General features: G+C 47.2%; 16 protein-coding genes, 2 rRNA genes and 1 riboswitch. All 18 genes read left to right on the top strand.

Annotated elements, in window-relative coordinates:
* Positions 1–95 (top strand): 23S ribosomal RNA (locus ACQKMP_RS27625); the annotation flags it as partial.
* Between the two features lie 196 nt (positions 96–291).
* Positions 292–408: ribosomal RNA gene (gene rrf, locus ACQKMP_RS27620) — 5S ribosomal RNA — on the top strand.
* Positions 409–646: 238 nt separating this feature from the next.
* Complete coding sequence (locus tag ACQKMP_RS27615) at positions 647–1,402, top strand: acyl-[acyl-carrier-protein] thioesterase (RefSeq protein WP_149647558.1); 756 nt, start codon at positions 647–649, stop codon at positions 1,400–1,402.
* Positions 1,403–1,585: 183 nt separating this feature from the next.
* The gene (locus tag ACQKMP_RS27610) at positions 1,586–2,173 is read left to right on the top strand and encodes an RNA polymerase sigma factor (RefSeq protein WP_042184728.1); all 588 of its coding nucleotides are present in this window, start codon (positions 1,586–1,588) and stop codon (positions 2,171–2,173) included.
* On the top strand, positions 2,148–3,338 hold the full coding sequence (locus ACQKMP_RS27605; RefSeq protein ID WP_427472119.1) for a DUF4179 domain-containing protein: 1,191 nt from the start codon (positions 2,148–2,150) through the stop codon (positions 3,336–3,338). Before ACQKMP_RS27610 ends, ACQKMP_RS27605 begins: the two co-directional genes overlap by 26 nt.
* Positions 3,339–3,535: 197 nt before the next feature.
* Complete coding sequence (locus ACQKMP_RS27600) at positions 3,536–5,671, top strand: DNA topoisomerase III (protein ID WP_427472117.1); 2,136 nt, start codon at positions 3,536–3,538, stop codon at positions 5,669–5,671.
* 137 nt (positions 5,672–5,808) lie between these two features.
* Positions 5,809–7,014 (top strand): MFS transporter, encoded by a 1,206-nt coding sequence (locus tag ACQKMP_RS27595; RefSeq protein WP_379425741.1) that lies wholly within the window; start codon positions 5,809–5,811, stop codon positions 7,012–7,014.
* Between the two features lie 112 nt (positions 7,015–7,126).
* Positions 7,127–7,390, top strand: a complete 264-nt coding sequence (locus ACQKMP_RS27590) for a DUF1294 domain-containing protein (RefSeq protein ID WP_042193264.1) — start codon at positions 7,127–7,129, stop codon at positions 7,388–7,390.
* A gap of 40 nt (positions 7,391–7,430) precedes the next feature.
* Positions 7,431–7,865 carry a universal stress protein gene (locus tag ACQKMP_RS27585; RefSeq protein WP_042184737.1) on the top strand — a complete coding sequence of 145 codons (435 nt, stop codon included), beginning with the start codon at positions 7,431–7,433 and terminating at the stop codon, positions 7,863–7,865.
* A 277-nt stretch (positions 7,866–8,142) separates the two neighbouring features.
* Positions 8,143–8,244: riboswitch (purine riboswitch) on the top strand.
* Between the two features lie 210 nt (positions 8,245–8,454).
* Positions 8,455–8,940 carry a 5-(carboxyamino)imidazole ribonucleotide mutase gene (purE, locus tag ACQKMP_RS27580; protein ID WP_042184739.1) on the top strand — a complete coding sequence of 162 codons (486 nt, stop codon included), beginning with the start codon at positions 8,455–8,457 and terminating at the stop codon, positions 8,938–8,940.
* The gene (locus ACQKMP_RS27575) at positions 8,918–9,148 is read left to right on the top strand and encodes a hypothetical protein (protein ID WP_427472114.1); all 231 of its coding nucleotides are present in this window, start codon (positions 8,918–8,920) and stop codon (positions 9,146–9,148) included. The genes purE and ACQKMP_RS27575 overlap by 23 nt, the downstream gene beginning before the upstream one ends.
* Positions 9,051–10,172: a 5-(carboxyamino)imidazole ribonucleotide synthase gene (purK, locus tag ACQKMP_RS27570; RefSeq protein ID WP_427472112.1), complete on the top strand. Its 1,122-nt coding sequence runs from the start codon at positions 9,051–9,053 to the stop codon at positions 10,170–10,172. Before ACQKMP_RS27575 ends, purK begins: the two co-directional genes overlap by 98 nt.
* A 5-nt stretch (positions 10,173–10,177) precedes the next feature.
* Positions 10,178–11,473 carry an adenylosuccinate lyase gene (gene purB, locus ACQKMP_RS27565; protein WP_042124027.1) on the top strand — a complete coding sequence of 432 codons (1,296 nt, stop codon included), beginning with the start codon at positions 10,178–10,180 and terminating at the stop codon, positions 11,471–11,473.
* Positions 11,474–11,721: 248 nt separating this feature from the next.
* Positions 11,722–12,612 carry a phosphoribosylaminoimidazolesuccinocarboxamide synthase gene (locus ACQKMP_RS27560; RefSeq protein ID WP_427472109.1) on the top strand — a complete coding sequence of 297 codons (891 nt, stop codon included), beginning with the start codon at positions 11,722–11,724 and terminating at the stop codon, positions 12,610–12,612.
* Positions 12,613–12,739: 127 nt separating this feature from the next.
* The gene (purS, locus tag ACQKMP_RS27555) at positions 12,740–12,985 is read left to right on the top strand and encodes a phosphoribosylformylglycinamidine synthase subunit PurS (RefSeq protein ID WP_036680912.1); all 246 of its coding nucleotides are present in this window, start codon (positions 12,740–12,742) and stop codon (positions 12,983–12,985) included.
* Positions 12,986–12,990: 5 nt separating this feature from the next.
* On the top strand, positions 12,991–13,680 hold the full coding sequence (gene purQ / locus ACQKMP_RS27550) for a phosphoribosylformylglycinamidine synthase subunit PurQ (RefSeq protein ID WP_405175560.1): 690 nt from the start codon (positions 12,991–12,993) through the stop codon (positions 13,678–13,680).
* The gene (gene purL / locus ACQKMP_RS27545; protein WP_076286946.1) at positions 13,658–15,904 is read left to right on the top strand and encodes a phosphoribosylformylglycinamidine synthase subunit PurL; all 2,247 of its coding nucleotides are present in this window, start codon (positions 13,658–13,660) and stop codon (positions 15,902–15,904) included. Before purQ ends, purL begins: the two co-directional genes overlap by 23 nt.
* Positions 15,889–17,385: an amidophosphoribosyltransferase gene (gene purF / locus ACQKMP_RS27540; protein WP_427472106.1), complete on the top strand. Its 1,497-nt coding sequence runs from the start codon at positions 15,889–15,891 to the stop codon at positions 17,383–17,385. The genes purL and purF overlap by 16 nt, the downstream gene beginning before the upstream one ends.
* Positions 17,386–17,633: the final 248 nt, after the last annotated feature.

Raw genomic sequence — 17,633 nt, 5'->3', positions numbered from 1 at the left:
AAGACCCCTTGAAGACGACGAGGTAGATAGGTTGGAGGTGGAAGTGCAGTAATGCATGGAGCTGACCAATACTAATCGGTCGAGGGCTTATCCTAAAAATACCCCAAAAAGTGAAGAAAAGGCTGCGAAGCTTATTCCGAGTACTTTCCGGGGGCCCCGTAAGAAGGGCAAACGCAAATTCAATTCGGATTCAGTTTTCAGGCATCAAGCCTGTAACACGCTTAGAAATTCATTCTCACTTCTGGTGATGAACGAAATTTCACGCGGCAGCGTCTGTTTCACAGACGCATGTTTGGTGGCGATAGCGGAGGGGTTCCACGCGTACCCATCCCGAACACGACCGTTAAGCCCTCCAGCGCCGATGGTACTTGGACCGAAGGGTCCTGGGAGAGTAGGACGTTGCCAAGCACACGAAGCCATTGTTGATTTATCAACAATGGCTTTTTTGTTCCCTTTATCGCTTAATTTAAATAATGTGGATAAGTCATGGGGAAATAACGAGAAAATAAAAGTTACTAACATGTGGATGAAATAATAAAATATATTCAAAAATGAAAGTAGTCCCCAATTTATGTGGATAGAGCAGTGGTATATGTGGATACTTCAAGTAAATGCAAGGATATTTTGCATGGCAGGAGGATAAACAATGGACAACAGTAGTAATCTTGTGTGGATAGAAGATTTTTCTGTACATGCGAGCGACACGGATTATCGTTCACAGGGTAAGTTATCCTTTATTCTGGATATCATGCAATGTGCGGCAGACTTCGCAGTGGGTAATTTGGGGATAAGTGTGGAAGAAATTCTGAGTGCAGGAATGGGCTGGATGATGATTACGTTAGATCTTGATTTTAAGCGTATTCCTCGCCCAAATGATGTGCTTAGCGTACATACCTGGAGTAAAGGTACTAAAGGGGCTTTATGGCAACGGGATTATCGTATTTTTGATGCAGATCATATAGAGATTGCCACAGCGCGTTCTATATGGGCTTTAGTAGATATTGAGAAGAGAAAGATACTCAGACCGAACGCTCTTCCAGTTCAGGTTAAGCACTATAATGGCGATTCAGTAGGGGATATGCCTGTTAAGGTAACGATCCCTACTGATATTACTATGGAAGAAGCTTATCGGTATCAGGTAAGATATAGTGGGCTGGATAGCAACGGACATCTGAATAATGCCCGATACGGAGATTTATGTTGTGATGCACTCAGTTTAGCGGAATGGGATAATGCAGAGTTCACACGCTTCCGGATTACATATCTACAAGAAGCTAAGTTTGGGGATGAACTGACTATTTTACGCTCAGCTGTAACGGATGATGGTATATATGTCCGTGGCCAGAATAGTGATATTGTATTTTTTGAAGCATGTATTGAGTTGAAAAATATAAATAAGTAAAAAGTTTATAAATATGGAATATTATTATAAAAGCGATTTCTCCGAGCATCAATCGGGGTAGTCGCTTTTTTTGTTGAAAAACAGATGGTGTTTATAACATATTTGGAAAAATTTTTGAGGCTGTCACAATTAAAGGGATCACAATCGTTATATAGTTGTAGTCAATAACAAGGAGGTGATTCTTTGGAACGTCGCAGCCCCGGGGTCCAAGTGAATCAAACAATAATTGAAGAGGCTATTGATCAGGTTCTTGCGGGTAACCGCGAAGCCTATAGAACTATAATACAAGCCTATGAAAGAAAGATTTATACGTATTGCTATTATATTTTGAGAAGTCATGAAGAAGCAGAGGATGCTGTGCAAGATATATTTGTAAAAGTGTATCAGGAACTCAGACGTTATGAGAAACGAGTCTCTTTTAATTCATGGCTGTATAAAGTGGCCTATCATCATTGTTTGGATCAGGTTCGCAAACGCAAACGAAGAAACCGTCTGTTGTCGCTATATAAAGAGCAGCAGCCCAAAGCCTATTATAATCCTAACGATGAGGAGCCATTGCAGAAGTTATTTATGGATGATCTGACAGCCGAAGAGAGCAATCTTCTGATTCTTAAGGTGGTAGAGCAGTACAGTTTTGAAGAAATGGGTCAGATTATGGATTGTAATTCAGCTACTTTACGCAAGAAATTTGAACGTCTACGCAAAAAGTTAGTCCGGCAAAGAATGAATGAAGGAGGAAGCCCTCATGGAGAAATGGCAAGATCCAACTGAAAGTCAGAAGATGGAGCATATTCGTCAAACATTCCAAAATCATGAAATGCCGGTAGACAGTTTCAGCGATTCAATTATGAAGCGAATAGGAGACGAGGGAATGGAAAAGCGAGCGTCAAGAAAAAGTGGGAATAAGTTCCTAAAAAAATCATTGGTGGCTGCCGCGGCAGCAGCAGTGTTGGGTGCGGGAATAATCGGTAGCGGATTTATATCCCCAGTCATGGCTGAAACGTTAAAGCAGATTCCTGTTGTAGGAAGTATTTTCAAGGGGATTGACGATAAAGGTCTAAATGCTGCTAAAGAAAAAGGATTATCTACTGCGCCTAACCTAAGTGTCACCCATGATGGAGTGACCTTGAAGGTTACCGATGCCTATTATGACGGATCGCGGTTGGCTTTTGCGATTGAACGGGAAGGCATTGATAAGGATAAGATGATGGCAGAAATGATTATTGAACCGATTGAATTCGATCCAGCGGTAAAAGAACAGCAGTATGCGAAAGTGACAATGAACCAGTCCGAAAAAGGGTTGTTGGGTTCAGCAGAAGTGAAATTGCCGAATGGAAAGAATCTGGAGAGCCAAATGTCGTCTTTTGGCGATGTTGAGGGTAAAAAGAATGCTATTTTATACGATTATAGAAATCTAAATAATGTAGAGGCTTTGGGGAATGAATTTGAATTAAGCATCACTGTGCCGGTTACACAAATCGCAGAGCCTTTTGAAATCAAGGTGCCGGTGAAAAAAGTAACGGAAGGAATTATCAAGCTTGATCTGAACCAAACAAAAGAGGCAGAAGAATTCAGTTATACGATTACCAAGCTGGAATTAACTCCAGCCACAAGCAGATTACAGCTCAGCGAAGAAGGTAAAGCGCCAACTGTGAAAGAAAAGGATGGATACACAACCTCTGAAATGTTCTATGAAATTGTTGATGAACTAGGCAATGCATTTTCTTCGAGTGGGTCATTCAACTTGCCGGCTATAGTCTATCCTATGGTAGACAAAGATTTCAGTCCGTTCCCACAAACACCAAAAACAATTACAGTTAAGCCGTTTACTTACTCCATTGATGAGAGCCATAAAGCATTAAGAGATGAAGAAGGAAAACAAGTTAAACATTATTATCCGGAGCTTGAACAAACGATTCAGGTGGAGCAAGAGTAACTATTAATCCCATAAGCAAAAAAAGCCCGTGTCTGCATAGCAGATACGGGCTTTTCTAATGGAATGAAGATTTCACTCACTGAGTTTTCGTTGTTTGATTTATTTAGTGTATAACGGAGTGACCCGGTAAGGCCTGACGAAATTTGCTAACATTCATTTAATGATATAATGAAATTTGATGTGGAAAGGGGAGCATTATGAAGACATTAGTATTGGCGGAGAAGCCGTCTGTTGCACGCGAGATCGCACGAGTCATGGGATGTAATAATAAACAGAAGAGCTATATTGAAGGTCCAAAATATGTGGTTACCTGGGCGCTGGGACATTTGGTCGGCCTGGCAGAGCCTGAGGATTATAATAAAAAGTTTGCAACTTGGGCTTTGGAGGATCTGCCTATTTTGCCGGAGAAGGCAAAGCTGAAGGTGCTGCGTGAGACCAACCAGCAATATAAAGCTGTTCAGCATCTAATGAAGCGTCAGGATATTGAGGAGCTTGTGGTAGCTACGGATGCTGCTCGTGAAGGAGAGCTGTTAGCACGTTGGATTATGAATATGGCGGGATGGAAAAAGCCATTCCGGCGGCTCTGGATATCTTCTCAGACGGATAAAGCGATAAAAGAAGGATTCGAAAAGCTCCGCCCAGGTCGCGATTTTGATCGTCTGTATGAATCTGCACGGTGCCGCGCAGAGGCGGATTGGATGATTGGACTGAATGTCACGAGAGCTTTGACATGTAAGTTCGGTTCGCCGCTCTCCGCAGGGCGGGTACAAACGCCGACATTAGGGATGATCATGGATCGTGAACAGGAGATTACGGGTTTCCGTTCCGTTGATTTTGAGACGCTGACTGCTGATTTTGGAGATTTCCAAGCGGTATGGCGGGCCAGTAACGGCGATGGTCGGATATTTGAAAAGGATAAGATGGCAAGTCTAAAGGATAAGCTTACTGGACGCAGCGGCCGTATTATTAAGGTACAGAAGAGTGAGAAGAGCGAACCTCATCCACTCGCTTATGATCTGACTGAATTGCAGCGTGATGCGAACCGGAAGTTCGGCTTCTCCGCGAAGCAGACCTCCAGTGTGCTTCAGCGGTTATATGAGCAGCATAAGCTTGTCACTTACCCGCGTACGGACAGTCGTTACTTAACATCAGATATGACGGGCACACTCAAGGAAAGACTGGATAGTGTTGCGGTCGGTCCATATGCAGCGTTAGCACGTCCATTGCTGCGCAAGCAGCTGCCGATTACGAAGCGGATCGTGGATGATAGCAAAGTAAGCGATCACCACGCTATTATTCCTACAGAACAGACCGTATTGTTAAATGGTCTGAGTACTGAGGAACGTAAGCTGTATGATCTGATTGTGCGGCGTTTTATAAGCTTGTTCTACCCGCCAGCTCGCTATGATGCGGTAGCTGTCACCGTCAACGTGGAAGGCGAAAGCTTCCATGTCAAAGGGACGACGGTAAAAGATGCTGGCTGGCGTGAAGTGTATGGTGGAGATATGAGTAACGATGACGAAGAGGATTCATCGGACGAGCCGGCAGCGGGCAGTGTGAAGCTACCTGAGCTGCGCGAAGGGGCAACTGTCACAATTGGTCGCTGTATGGTTCGTCCTGGACGAACACAGCCACCGAAACGTTATAATGAAGCTTCGCTGTTGACGCAAATGGAGAAGCACGGACTGGGAACCCCGGCAACCCGCGCGGATATTATCGAGAAGCTGGTAAGCTCCGATACCATTGAACGCCAAGGGAATCTGCTGCATCCGACTGGTAAAGGCAAGCAGCTTATTGAGTTGGTATCCACACAGCTAAGGACACCAGATCTAACCGCTCGCTGGGAAGCTGAGCTGGAGAAAATAGCGCGTGGTCAAGGCAAGCCGGAGCTCTTCTTGCAAGGCATCCGCAGTATGGCACAGGAGCTGGTAACTGGCGTCAAAACTAGTGGAGCAGAATATAAACCGCATAATGTCTCGAACAGTAATTGTCCGGAATGCGGTACAAGACTGCTGGAGAAAAAGAGCAAACGTGGCAAGCTGCTTGTATGCCCTGCAGATAACTGTGGTTATACCCGTGCCGGAGAGAAAAGACTATCGAATCGCCGCTGTCCACAGTGCCATAAGAAAATGGAGCTTAAAGAGGGTAAAGCAGGCATGTTCGTACAATGTTTGGGCTGTGGAATCACAGAAACCTTGGATAAGGATCATAAGCATGTGAATAAACGCGAACAGCAAAAGCTGGTACAGCAATACAGTAAGCAAGAAAGCATTGGTTCTAACCTTGGGGAACTGCTGAAAGCAGCGCTTGAAGGGCAAAAGAAGGATAAGTAAAAAGGATCGCATGTATCGTAATAAAAAGGCTGCTGAGTGTACTCAGTAGCCCTTTTTTCTGTCCACGTAAGTTTTTGTGGTCTACAGATAGGCTTTGAATTAGAATGTTAAGCAAATACATAGAGCAGGTGATTAGGGTGGCAGCTGAACAACAAGTGGATCAACTAAAAGCAGCAGGTAGCCCAGAGGGGCAGGGAGGCAGTAAGTTTTTCTTTCTCGTTATTGTATTTATGTTTTGGTTCTCTTCTTATATTTATGTTCCGGTGCTTTCCCCTTATGTGGAGCATTTGGGAGCATCATATTTTATGGTGGGCATGGTGCTGGGCGTATATGGGTTAATGCAGATTCTGTTCCGACTGCCGATTGGCATCGGTTCGGATTATTTGAATCGGCGGCGTCCGTTTATCTACCTGGGACTGATTGCGAGCGGAGCCAGCTGCTTTCTTTTCATGTGGGGAGCACAGCCTGGGTGGGCATTGGCAGCACGTGCGGTATCCGGTATAGCGGCTTCGGCATGGGTTGTGTACACTGTGATGTTCGCGGGATATTTCCCGAAAGAGGAAGCTGGAAAAGCGATGGGCATGCTGCAATTCACTACGGTGATTGCCCAATTGACCAGTATGATGATCAGTGGCTATATGGTGGAGCATTGGGGCTGGAATACCCCGTTTCTGATTGGAGGAATTGTAGCGATTGCGGCGCTGCTGCTTGCGCTGCGACTGCCTGAACAAAAACAGGAGAAACGGCAAAGTGCGATCCAGATCAAGGACTTAGCGGGTGTTATGAAGGAGCCACTTCTGGTAAGAGTTTCTCTGCTGTCAGTGTTGGCACACTGTGTGCTATTCATAACGATGTTCGGATATACGCCAAACCAAGCTCTGAATATCGGAGCAAGTAAAGAAAGCTTGGGCTGGCTGACGCTCGCTTTTATGATTCCGCATGCTGTCGCGACCCTCTATGGCTCACGGACATTTGGTAGGCTGTTAGGAGACCGGGGCACGCTTCTCTTAGGCTTCGCGGGAAGTGCATTGTTTACACTTCTTATTCCTTCAATGCCGACGCTAGCGACGCTCTGTCTGACTCAGATAGGAAACGGATTTATGCAGGGACTGATTTTTCCATTGTTGCTAGGCAAGTCGGTGTCAGAAGTAGATCCATATAAGCGTGCAACAGCTATGGGCTTCTATCAGGCGGTTTATGCAATAGGTATGTCGGCTGGGCCGTTCGTGGCAGGATGGATGAGCGCTCTTTATGGCTTGACCGGAGGGTTCTGGCTGGGTGGAATTGCGGCGGCGCTGGCTGCGGTGTTGTCATGGATATGGATGAAGGATGCGAAGCAGTGAAAAGAAAGAGGCAGGTAGCGAAGTTATCAGAGCGTGTAAGGATGATTGGTTTTTTGTGAAAAAGAGGAATATAATAGAGATAGATAGGAAGCAAGGAGGAGAGCCCGGGAGAATGGTCAAGGTTATAATGTTGTGGTTTGTGGTAATTAATATTATCGGATATGTAGTGATGTCCGAAGACAAGAACAAAGCCCGTAAACGGCGAGAACGTGTACCTGAGAAGACACTTTTTCTGCTGGCAGCTATGGGCGGGGCACTAGGCGTGCTGATTGCCATGTATCGTAAGCGCCACAAGACGCGACATATGTCCTTTAGGATCGGAATTCCGTTACTTCTGTTGCTGAATATCTTTTTGTACAGCTATTTTTTAAGGTGATAGTCTTAATGATTACAAACTAGAAAAAGAGGTGGCGTACATGTTATTCTCTAAAATTTTACTCGCCTATGATGGATCTAAGGCTTCTAATCAAGCATTGGAGCGCGCAATTGAACTCGCAAAAGTAACTCCGGGCTCTACGATGCATGTCGTACACGCATTTGAATTTCCAAGATTTTTTATCGGAGAAGCTCTAGCACCACTACCGGCTTCAGTAAATAAAGAATATTATGATTTAGCAGTGCAGACTACTGAAGAGGTGAAGGGACGCCTTGAGGCTGAAGGCTTGAATGCTGAGGTTGAGCTATTACAAGGATCTCCCGCTGAAGTGATTTTGAAATATGCTAAAGAACATGCTATAGATGTAATTGTTATCGGCAGCCGCGGACTTGGCGGAATACGTGAGTTTGTTCTGGGAAGTGTGAGCCACAATGTAGTACAAAGCGCCCGCATTCCAGTGCTGGTTGTAAAATAATATAAAGTTAAAAGGGACGCTTATGGCGTTCCTTTTTTCATTAATAAGAAACGAAATGACTAGATTCATATCCAGTAGAGGAATTATATGTATTTCCATGAAGCCTATTCTACAGTTAATATAACATCTGTTGTTAGAGCTAATAGTGTACGGAAAGAAGTCTTTATCATCAAAATAAGTGGTTATTGAGAAATTAAATACGCCTAAAAGCGAACGATTATTAATCGGAATTTACCAATGTTCGTGTTTGAGTTGACATCCTGTGTAGGGGATTGTTAAACTGATGTCATGAGCAACTCGTATAAAACCGGGGATATGGCCCGGAAGTTTCTACCCGGGAACCGTAAATTACCGGACTACGAGGAAATAGGATGATAGAATGCGGCAATGCGGTCCGGGTAACGGAATGATGCATTATGCCATTTTCCGCGCTTAATAGAGCCTAATGATAGGCACGCGGATTATTTTTTCCTAATTTCTTTACTAGTCCGATCCTCCCGCAGCAAAATGCGTCTGGTCATCGGGCTTTTTTTATTCGAATTTACAAGATAAAGATATCCATACTAGTGACTGGAAGGTAGGTCGAATCATGTCTGTGCAGGTAGCTGTTATCATGGGCAGTAAATCGGATTGGGACACGATGGAGCACGCTTGTGCGGTGCTTGAAGAGCTGGGATTATCTTATGAGAAGAAGGTAGTATCTGCGCACCGGACGCCGGACTTGATGTTCAGCTATGCGGAGGAAGCCGCGGGCCGGGGTATTCGCGTCATTATTGCAGGAGCGGGTGGTGCAGCGCATTTGCCGGGTATGGTGGCAGCAAAGACGATCCTGCCTGTGATTGGAGTGCCAGTGCAGTCGAAGGCGCTTAATGGGCTTGATTCGCTTCTCTCCATCGTGCAGATGCCAGGAGGCATTCCAGTGGCAACGGTAGCCATTGGTAAGGCAGGGGCCATTAATGCAGGCCTCCTGGCCGCACAGATTATCGGAGCATTCGATCCAGAAGTGCAGCAGCGCGCGCAGCTGCGGCGGGATGCGATCCGCGACGAAGTCCTTGAAAGCAGCGACAGCTTATGAGACCGGAGGAGCTGAAGCTGCAGGAGGCTGGCGGCGTTACTTCGCCAGCAGCTATGGATGCGTCCGGCACGGACACCGTCCGGACGCTACTGCCCGGCGCGACCGTCGGCGTGCTCGGCGGCGGGCAGCTCGGGCGCATGATGGCGCTGGCTGGCAGCGCCATGGGGTACCGCTTCGTGGCGCTGGACCCTGCGCCGGATGCGCCTAGCGGTCAAGTCACGCCGCAGATTACAGCGGCGTATAACGACCGGGACGCGGCGCGGGAGCTAGCCCGCCGCTCGGACGTCATCACGTACGAGTTCGAGAACGTTGACGCGGGCGTTGCCGCGCTGCTGACGGAGGAATCGTACGTGCCGCAGGGCAGCGCGCTGCTGTATACGACGCAGCATCGGCTGCGCGAAAAAGCCGCCATCGAGGCGGCAGGCGTACCCGTCGCCCCGTACCGGAAGGTGGATAGCCTTGCGGAGCTGAAAGTGGCGGCGGCTGAACTTGGACTACCCTGTGTGCTGAAGACAGCCACAGGCGGTTATGACGGCAAGGGACAAGCCGTGATCCGTCAGGTAGAAGAGCTGGAAGAAGCCTTCCGGCAAGTAGCACCCGGAGCCGTTGTGCCGGAGCTGGTGCTTGAGAAGTTTGTAGCTTTTAAGTGTGAAATATCCGTTGTTGCTGCACGCAGTGCTTCTGGTGAGGTTAAGAGCTTCCCACCGTCGGAAAATATTCATGTAAATAATATTTTACATCTGTCCATTGTGCCTGCAAGAGTGGCAGAGGACATTCAGCGGAGAGCATGCGAATTGGCAGAGACATTAATCGCTGGACTTGATGCGGTTGGACTGCTGGCAGTAGAAATGTTCGTCACAGAGGACGGACAATTGTACGTCAATGAGTTAGCACCAAGACCGCATAACTCCGGGCATTACACCATGGACGCTTGCGCGACTTCACAGTTCGAGCAGCATGTCCGGGCGATTTGTAATCTGCCGCTAGGCGATACAACGCTTTTGACACCTGTAGTTATGGTAAATGTACTAGGCCAGCATTTGGATGGCGCGATTAAAGCGACCTGTACACAGAACGAAAAAGATAATAAGCTGAGTGTTGTACCTAAGCTTCATATATATGGCAAGACTGAGAGTAAGACCGGCCGCAAGATGGGCCATATCAATCTGCTCTGCAAGGATACCGGAGACGGCTTGTCCTGGGTGGAGCAATCTAAACTTTGGAGGAACTAAAGAATATGATCGAACGTTACAGCAGACCTGAGATGCGTGCTATTTGGACGGAGGAAAATAAATTCAAGGCGTGGCTGGAAGTTGAAATTTGCGCTTGTGAAGCATGGGCTGAGCTGGGAGTCATCCCGCACGAAGACGCTGCTAAACTGCGTAAGGACGCTAAATTCGACATCGCACGCATTGATGAAATAGAACAAGAGACTCGCCATGACGTTATCGCCTTTACACGTGCGGTTTCCGAGAGCCTTGGCGCAGAGCGCAAATGGGTTCACTACGGTCTTACTTCTACTGACGTGGTAGATACAGCATTAGGTTACTTGCTGCGTCAAGCGAATGAAATTCTAGAGAAGGATATCATCAACTTTATTGAGATCCTTAAAGATAAGGCTATTGCTTACAAGGATACACCGATGATGGGCCGTACGCATGGTGTTCATGCCGAGCCAACTACCTTTGGTCTGAAAATGGCTCTATGGTACGAAGAAATGAAACGTAACCTGGAGCGTTTCCGCCATGCTGCGAACGGTGTACAGTTCGGAAAAATCTCCGGTGCCGTTGGTACGTACGCTAACATCGATCCTTTCGTAGAAGAATTCGTTTGCCGCAAGCTCGGCACAAGCCCAGCTCCAATTTCTACACAAACGTTACAGCGTGACCGTCATGCTGAATACATGGCTGCCCTTGCTTTGGTAGCGACATCGTTAGACAAATTCGCTACTGAAATCCGCGCTCTGCAAAAGAGTGAGATTCGTGAAGTGGAAGAAGCTTTTGCCAAAGGTCAAAAGGGTTCCTCCGCTATGCCTCACAAACGTAATCCGATCGGCTGCGAGAACATTTCCGGTCTGTCCCGCGTCATTCGCGGACATATGGTTACAGCTTACGAGAACGTGCCACTCTGGCATGAACGCGATATTTCGCACTCCTCTGTGGAACGTATCATCCTTCCGGATGCGACAATGCTGCTCAACTACATGCTGAACCGTTTTGGAAACATTGTGAAGAACCTGACTGTATTCCCAGAGAATATGAAGCGCAACATGAACCGTACGTTCGGTGTTCCTTTCTCCGGTCGGATCTTGACTAAACTGATCGATAAAGGCCTTAGCCGTGAGCAAGCGTACGATACCGTTCAACCGCGTGCTATGCAAGCATGGGAAGAGCAAAAACAATTCCGCGATATCGTGGAAGCTACACCTGAAATCACTAACGTTCTTACCCCAGAAGAAATTGAAGATGCATTTAACCCTTCTTGGCACCTTAAGCATGTGGACACCATCTTCCGCAAGCTAGAGCTTATCTAAAAAAGAAAGGTTAGTGGTGAACTAAGGAGTTAGATATAAAGGAAATTGGTCGAATGGTGTAATGGAGAGGAAGTTTGGAACTGTAGAAGCGTTAGCTTTCGCCTTTATGGTTGGATTTCTACCGCGAAGAGCGGTTTAAATCAGGAAATCCAACCATAACAGCGATCGGAAGTCCAAACATTCCTCGGAATTACGCCTTTGAGACCAGTTGCAGTAATCAAGATCATTAGTTCAAGGGAGGAAAGGTCATGACATCGTCGGCCGTATCCACAGCCGTGGAACTCATCAATGCGCCGCTGCTCTATAAAGGGAAGGTTCGTGAACTATACGATTTAGGGGAGAATGTACTGATCGTCGTCACGGATCGGATATCTGCTTTTGACTATGTGCTGGACCCAGCGGTACCTGAAAAGGGCAATGTGCTTAACCGTCTGAGTGCGTTCTGGTTCGGAAAGACTAAAGAGCTAATGGAGAATCATGTCGTTCATATCGATGTGGATCTGCTCGGAGACATCGTTAAGGACAAGGAAGCTCTCAGAAACCGTGTTATGGTGGTACGCAAAGCGGAGCGCATCGATATCGAATGTGTTGTGCGTGGGTGCATCACCGGTGGGGGCTGGAGACAGTATCAAGAAACTGGCAAAGTGAATGGTATTGAGCTTCCTAAGAACTTGCGCAAAAATGCGCTGCTGGCACAGCCAATCTTTACCCCTGCGGCTAAAAACGATGTAGGTCATGATGAGGATATTCCTTTTGAAACAATGCAGGAGCTAATCGGTGCTGATCTTGCTCTCGAGCTGCAGGAGAAGAGCTTGCAATTGTTCTCTTTTGCCAGAGAGTATTGTGCTGAGCGGGGAATCATTCTAGCAGATTGTAAATTTGAATTCGGCTTGCTGGATGGCAAAGTGATTCTGATTGATGAGATTTTTACGCCGGATGCTTCACGTTTCTGGGCTAAGGACAAATACGCTCTTGATATCGAAATTGATAGTATGGATAAAGAACCTGTTCGTACGTATCTATCTGCATCCTCCTGGGATAAAAATAGCAAACCTGATCCACTTCCAATAGAAGTAGTTGAAGAAACAACGCGCCGTTATCTGGACATTTATCATCGTCTTACTGGCAAGTCTTTATAGCTCAACATTGTGTGTTTACTCATGGGAATAAATGAAGTGTATGTTTTTAAAGCTAGAGTTACTTTTAGTAGAGTTTCAGCTTTCAGAAAGTATATACACATAAAAATTTAGGAGGAACTACAAGCATATGTTAAAAGCGACGGTATATGTCACCATTAAGAAGAGCGTTCTCGATCCACAAGGTGTAGCAGTGCAAGGAGCACTTCATTCGGTAGGTTTTCAAGAAGTTGAAAGTTTGCGTATTGGGAAATATATGGAGCTGACTTTGGACACGGATAACCGTGCTGAAGCAGAAGTGCGTCTCAAGGAAATGTGCGAAAAGCTACTTGCCAACACGGTGATCGAGGATTACCGCTACGAATTGGAGGACTAAACGACATGAAATTTGCTGTACTTGTCTTCCCAGGCTCTAACTGTGATATTGATTGCTACAAGGCGGTAGAGGACAGTCTCGGCGAACCAGTCGATTATGTGTGGCATACAGCGACAGATTTGTCGGCGTATGATTGCATTTTGGTTCCAGGCGGATTCTCATATGGTGATTACCTGCGCTGCGGCGCGATTTCAAGATTTGCTCCTGTAATGGCTGAAGTTGCTAAAGCAGCAGAGCAAGGGAAATTCGTGCTAGGCATTTGCAATGGGTTCCAAATTCTTACTGAGGCTGGTTTGTTGCCAGGCGCGCTGCGTCGTAACATGTCCATGAAGTTCCGTTGTCATGATACAGTGCTTAAGGTTGTTAATAACGAAACCCCATTTACTATTGATTATGCTAAGGATGAAGAAATCATCATCCCAATCGCTCACGGCGAAGGAAACTACTACTGTGATGAAGAGACCTTAGTAGAACTGAAAGCTAACAATCAGATTGTGTTCACATATAGCGATAATCCTAACGGCTCTGTCGCTGATATTGCGGGTGTTAGTAATGTGCAGGGGAATGTAGTTGGCATGATGCCTCACCCTGAGCGTGCAGCTAACAGCTTGCTCGGATCTGAAGATGGCAAACGAATGTTCACATCTATACTGAAGACTTGGAGGGATCGTCATGACGCAGCAAGTATCCGTTAAGGAACCGACCGCAGAACAGATCGCAGAGCAGAAAATTTACAGCCAATTCGGTGTGTCGGACAGCGAATATGAGCTCATCAAGTCTTTTATGGGACGTTTGCCGAACTATACTGAAATCGGCGTATTCAGCGTAATGTGGTCCGAACACTGTGCATACAAGAACTCTAAGCCATTGTTGAAACGTTTCCCAGTTACTGGTCCACGTGTCCTGATGGGACCTGGCGAGGGCGCAGGGATTGTAGATATCGGAGACAACCAAGCGGTTGTATTCAAAATCGAAAGTCATAACCACCCCTCTGCGGTAGAACCTTTTCAAGGTGCGGCAACAGGCGTAGGTGGTATCATTCGTGATATTTTTTCCATGGGCTCAAGACCTATCGCACTGCTGAATTCCTTGCGTTTCGGCAAGCTGGAAAGCGATCGCGTGAAATATTTGTTCGAGCATGTCGTGTCTGGTATTGCTGGCTATGGTAACTGTATCGGGATTCCAACCGTGGGCGGCGAAATCATGTTCGATGATAGCTATGACGGTAACCCGCTTGTTAATGCAATGTGTGTCGGTCTGATTGATCATGATAAAATCCAACGCGGTGTCGCTAAAGGGGTAGGAAACCCAGTCTTTTACGTAGGTCCTCCTACTGGACGTGATGGAATTCATGGGGCTACTTTTGCATCCGTGGAACTAAGTGAAGAGTCCGAAGCAAAACGTACAGCTGTACAAGTAGGCGATCCATTTATGGAGAAGCTCGTTATGGAATCTTGTCTAGAGTTAATCGACAGCGGCATCGTTATTGGGATTCAGGATATGGGTGCGGCTGGACTTACCTGCTCTAGTGCCGAGATGGCAAGTAAAGCGGGCAACGGTCTGGAGCTGTATCTTGATCAGGTGCCACAACGTGAAGACGGCATGACCCCTTATGAAATGATGCTTTCGGAATCGCAAGAACGGATGTTGTTTGTAGTAGAACCGAAGGATGAAGCTCAGGCGCAAGAGATTTTTGATCGCTGGGGTGTAATCTGCTGCAAGGTCGGTAAAGTAACGGATGATGGTCGCTTGAAGCTATATCATCACGGTGAGGTTGTTGGCGACATGCCTGTAACAGCGCTCGTGGATGAGTGCCCAGTCTACAACAAACCATCTGAGGTTCCTGCTTATTATGTAGAAAATGAATCGGTAGATACACTTCGTTACGCGGAAGTTACAGATCTAGGTGGCGCACTTCGTACTGTTCTTGGATCACCAACCGTAGCAAGCAAAGCTTGGGTATACAACCAATATGATTACATGGTTCGGACTAGTACGGCTGTTCGACCTGGATCTGATGCGGCTGTAGTTACCATTCATGGTACACGTAAAGGACTTGCGATGACCACGGACTGTAACGGGCGTTATGTTTATCTTGATCCTGAAGTGGGTGGACGGATTGCAGTCAGCGAAGCGGCTCGTAACATCGTTTGTTCGGGTGCTGAACCGCTTGCTATTACCGATAACCTAAACTTCGGAAACCCTGAGAAACCTGATGTGTTCTGGCAAATGGAGCGTGCGGTTGATGGTATGGCTGAAGCTTGTCGTGTGCTGGATACTCCGGTTATCGGTGGGAATGTCAGTCTTTATAACGAAAATACGACGGGATCCATTTACCCAACACCGGTTGTCGGCATGGTTGGGTTAGTAACGGATACGGATCATATTACGACTCAAGGCTTCAAACAAGAAGGAGATTCCATTCTTCTGCTAGGTGTAACAAAAGCTGAGCTTGGTGGTAGTGAATTTCAATATGCTGTTCATGGTGTAACCGAAGGCCGCCCTCCAGCTTTGGATTTGGCTACTGAGAAAACACTGCTGAGCGCAGTGCTTACCTCGATTCGCGGCGGTCTGGTGCGTTCAGCACATGACTTGTCCGAAGGCGGTCTTGCTGTAGCACTTGCAGAGAGCTGTATCAGTGGTGGTATTGGTGCAAACGTTGAACTTTCTGCTAATGGACTTAGATCCGATGTAGCTTTGTTCAGTGAGAGCCAATCACGTATCGTGCTGACGGCAGCGCCTGAACGTGCGGAAGAGCTGAAAGCAGCGATTGCTGCCAGCGGCGTTCCAGTGGAAATCATCGGAACTGTAGGTGGAGACAGACTGCGCGTAAATCTGGACGGTGCATCCGTATTAGATGAAGCTGTAGCAGAATTGAAATTCGTTTGGGAGGATGCTATTCCATGTCTTATGAAATAAAGACCGGGAAAGAGCAGGAGACTCCTATCCTGTGGACTGGTGACTTTTACAATGAAGGAACGGGCTCGGGAGATATTTTTGACACATTAAAAGAAGAATGCGGCGTTTTCGGGGTCTTCGGACACCCGGAAGCGGCGTCCATGTCTTATTACGGCTTGCACGCCTTACAGCACCGTGGGGAAGAAAGTGCGGGCATCTGCGTAGCAGATGGTCGTGATTTCAACTATCACCGCGGGATGGGGTTAGTAAAAGAAGTATTCGACAAGGACAAAATTGCCTCACTGGTTGGAGACATGTCCATCGGGCATGTACGTTATTCCACCAGCGGAGACAGCCGCTTAACTAATGCACAGCCGCTCGTATTCAAATATCGTGACGGTGATTTGGCGATTGCTACAAACGGTAACATAGTAAATGAACCGTTGATTCGTAAACAGCTTGAGCAAAGCGGATCGATCTTCCAAACCACAAGTGATACAGAAGTGCTGGCGCATCTGATTGCGCGTTCGTCTAAGGATTTTATTGAAGCGGCTAAGGATGCGCTAAAACAACTGGTTGGCGGATTTGCTTTTCTGCTTATGACGAATGACAAATTAATTGTCGCTTCGGATTCCCATGGTTTGCGTCCGCTTGTAATGGGACGGATCGGCGACGCCTATATTTTTGCTTCCGAATCTTGTGCCTTAGAAGTTATCGGAGCACAGTTAGTCCGCGATATCGAACCTGGCGAACTGCTCGTGCTTGATAAAAATGGCCTGTTAGAGGACCGTTTTACCGAGCCCAAACGTAAAGCGCTATGCGCGATGGAGTATATTTACTTCTCTCGCCCAGACAGTGATATGAATGGCGCTAACCTGCATACCGCCCGTAAGCGGATGGGTAGCCGAATGGCATTAGAAGCTTTCGTAGATGCTGACCTCGTAACTGGTGTACCGGATTCAAGTATCTCGGCAGCGATTGGATTTGCGGAGCAGACGGGCATTCCTTATGAGCTTGGGCTCATCAAGAATAAGTATACAGGCCGGACCTTCATCCAGCCGAGCCAAGAGCTGCGTGAGCAAGGTGTGAAAATGAAGCTAAGCGCCGTGCGCAGTGTGGTGGATGGCAAACGTGTTGTCATGATCGATGATTCCATCGTGCGTGGAACAACTTCACGGCGGATCGTCAATCTGCTCCGTGAAGCGGGAGCCGCAGAGGTTCACGTGCGGATTACATCGCCGCCCTTCAAGAATCCTTGCTTCTACGGCATTGATACCCCAGACCGCCGCGATCTCATCGCGTCGTACAAGTCCATTGCGGAAATGTGCGAAGAGATTAATGCCGATTCCTTGGCATTCTTGTCACCGGAGGGCTTAATCACTTCCATTGGTGGTCACAACAAAGATGATTACAAAGGCGGGCTATGCCTTTCCTGCTTCGATAATGATTACCCGACGCAGGTTGATTTTGGCGGGGCGGAAAAAGATGGCTGCTCGTGTTGACATCCCCCTAAGTCCCCCTTGCAAAGGGGGATTCCGAAGGGCTCTGCCCTCCGGCCACCCGAAAGCTCGGCGGTAGGAGTTGGGTTATAACTTGCTAAGAAGACTTGGGTACGAGTGCTCGCTTTGTCCCTGTGTGCTACGCACGGACGGGACACGCTTTACGGCGCTCCGCCCCCCGGCTGCATACCGCCGCCGGGAATGGCTCGCCAAGCTCGTCCCTGTTTGCTGCGCAAATGCGGAACCCGCTA

The sequence above is a fragment of the Paenibacillus sp. NPDC101420 genome, from assembly GCF_050277435.1.
In the GTDB taxonomy this organism is placed as follows: Bacteria; Bacillota; Bacilli; order Paenibacillales; family Paenibacillaceae; genus Paenibacillus_AQ.
This window is presented reverse-complemented; position numbering and strand designations above follow the sequence as displayed.

What these genes read in the sequence shown, in the direction of transcription:
- ACQKMP_RS27560 (WP_427472109.1), top strand. Translation starts at nt 11,722, where the DNA reads ATGACATCGTCGGCCGTATCCACAGCCGTGGAACTCATCAATGCGCCG.
- purQ (WP_405175560.1), top strand. Translation starts at nt 12,991, where the DNA reads ATGAAATTTGCTGTACTTGTCTTCCCAGGCTCTAACTGTGATATTGAT.
- purF (WP_427472106.1), top strand. Translation starts at nt 15,889, where the DNA reads ATGTCTTATGAAATAAAGACCGGGAAAGAGCAGGAGACTCCTATCCTG.
- purS (WP_036680912.1), top strand. Translation starts at nt 12,740, where the DNA reads ATGTTAAAAGCGACGGTATATGTCACCATTAAGAAGAGCGTTCTCGAT.
- ACQKMP_RS27585 (WP_042184737.1), top strand. Translation starts at nt 7,431, where the DNA reads ATGTTATTCTCTAAAATTTTACTCGCCTATGATGGATCTAAGGCTTCT.
- purB (WP_042124027.1), top strand. Translation starts at nt 10,178, where the DNA reads ATGATCGAACGTTACAGCAGACCTGAGATGCGTGCTATTTGGACGGAG.
- purL (WP_076286946.1), top strand. Translation starts at nt 13,658, where the DNA reads ATGACGCAGCAAGTATCCGTTAAGGAACCGACCGCAGAACAGATCGCA.
- ACQKMP_RS27615 (WP_149647558.1), top strand. Translation starts at nt 647, where the DNA reads ATGGACAACAGTAGTAATCTTGTGTGGATAGAAGATTTTTCTGTACAT.
- ACQKMP_RS27590 (WP_042193264.1), top strand. Translation starts at nt 7,127, where the DNA reads ATGGTCAAGGTTATAATGTTGTGGTTTGTGGTAATTAATATTATCGGA.
- purE (WP_042184739.1), top strand. Translation starts at nt 8,455, where the DNA reads ATGTCTGTGCAGGTAGCTGTTATCATGGGCAGTAAATCGGATTGGGAC.
- ACQKMP_RS27600 (WP_427472117.1), top strand. Translation starts at nt 3,536, where the DNA reads ATGAAGACATTAGTATTGGCGGAGAAGCCGTCTGTTGCACGCGAGATC.
- ACQKMP_RS27605 (WP_427472119.1), top strand. Translation starts at nt 2,148, where the DNA reads ATGGAGAAATGGCAAGATCCAACTGAAAGTCAGAAGATGGAGCATATT.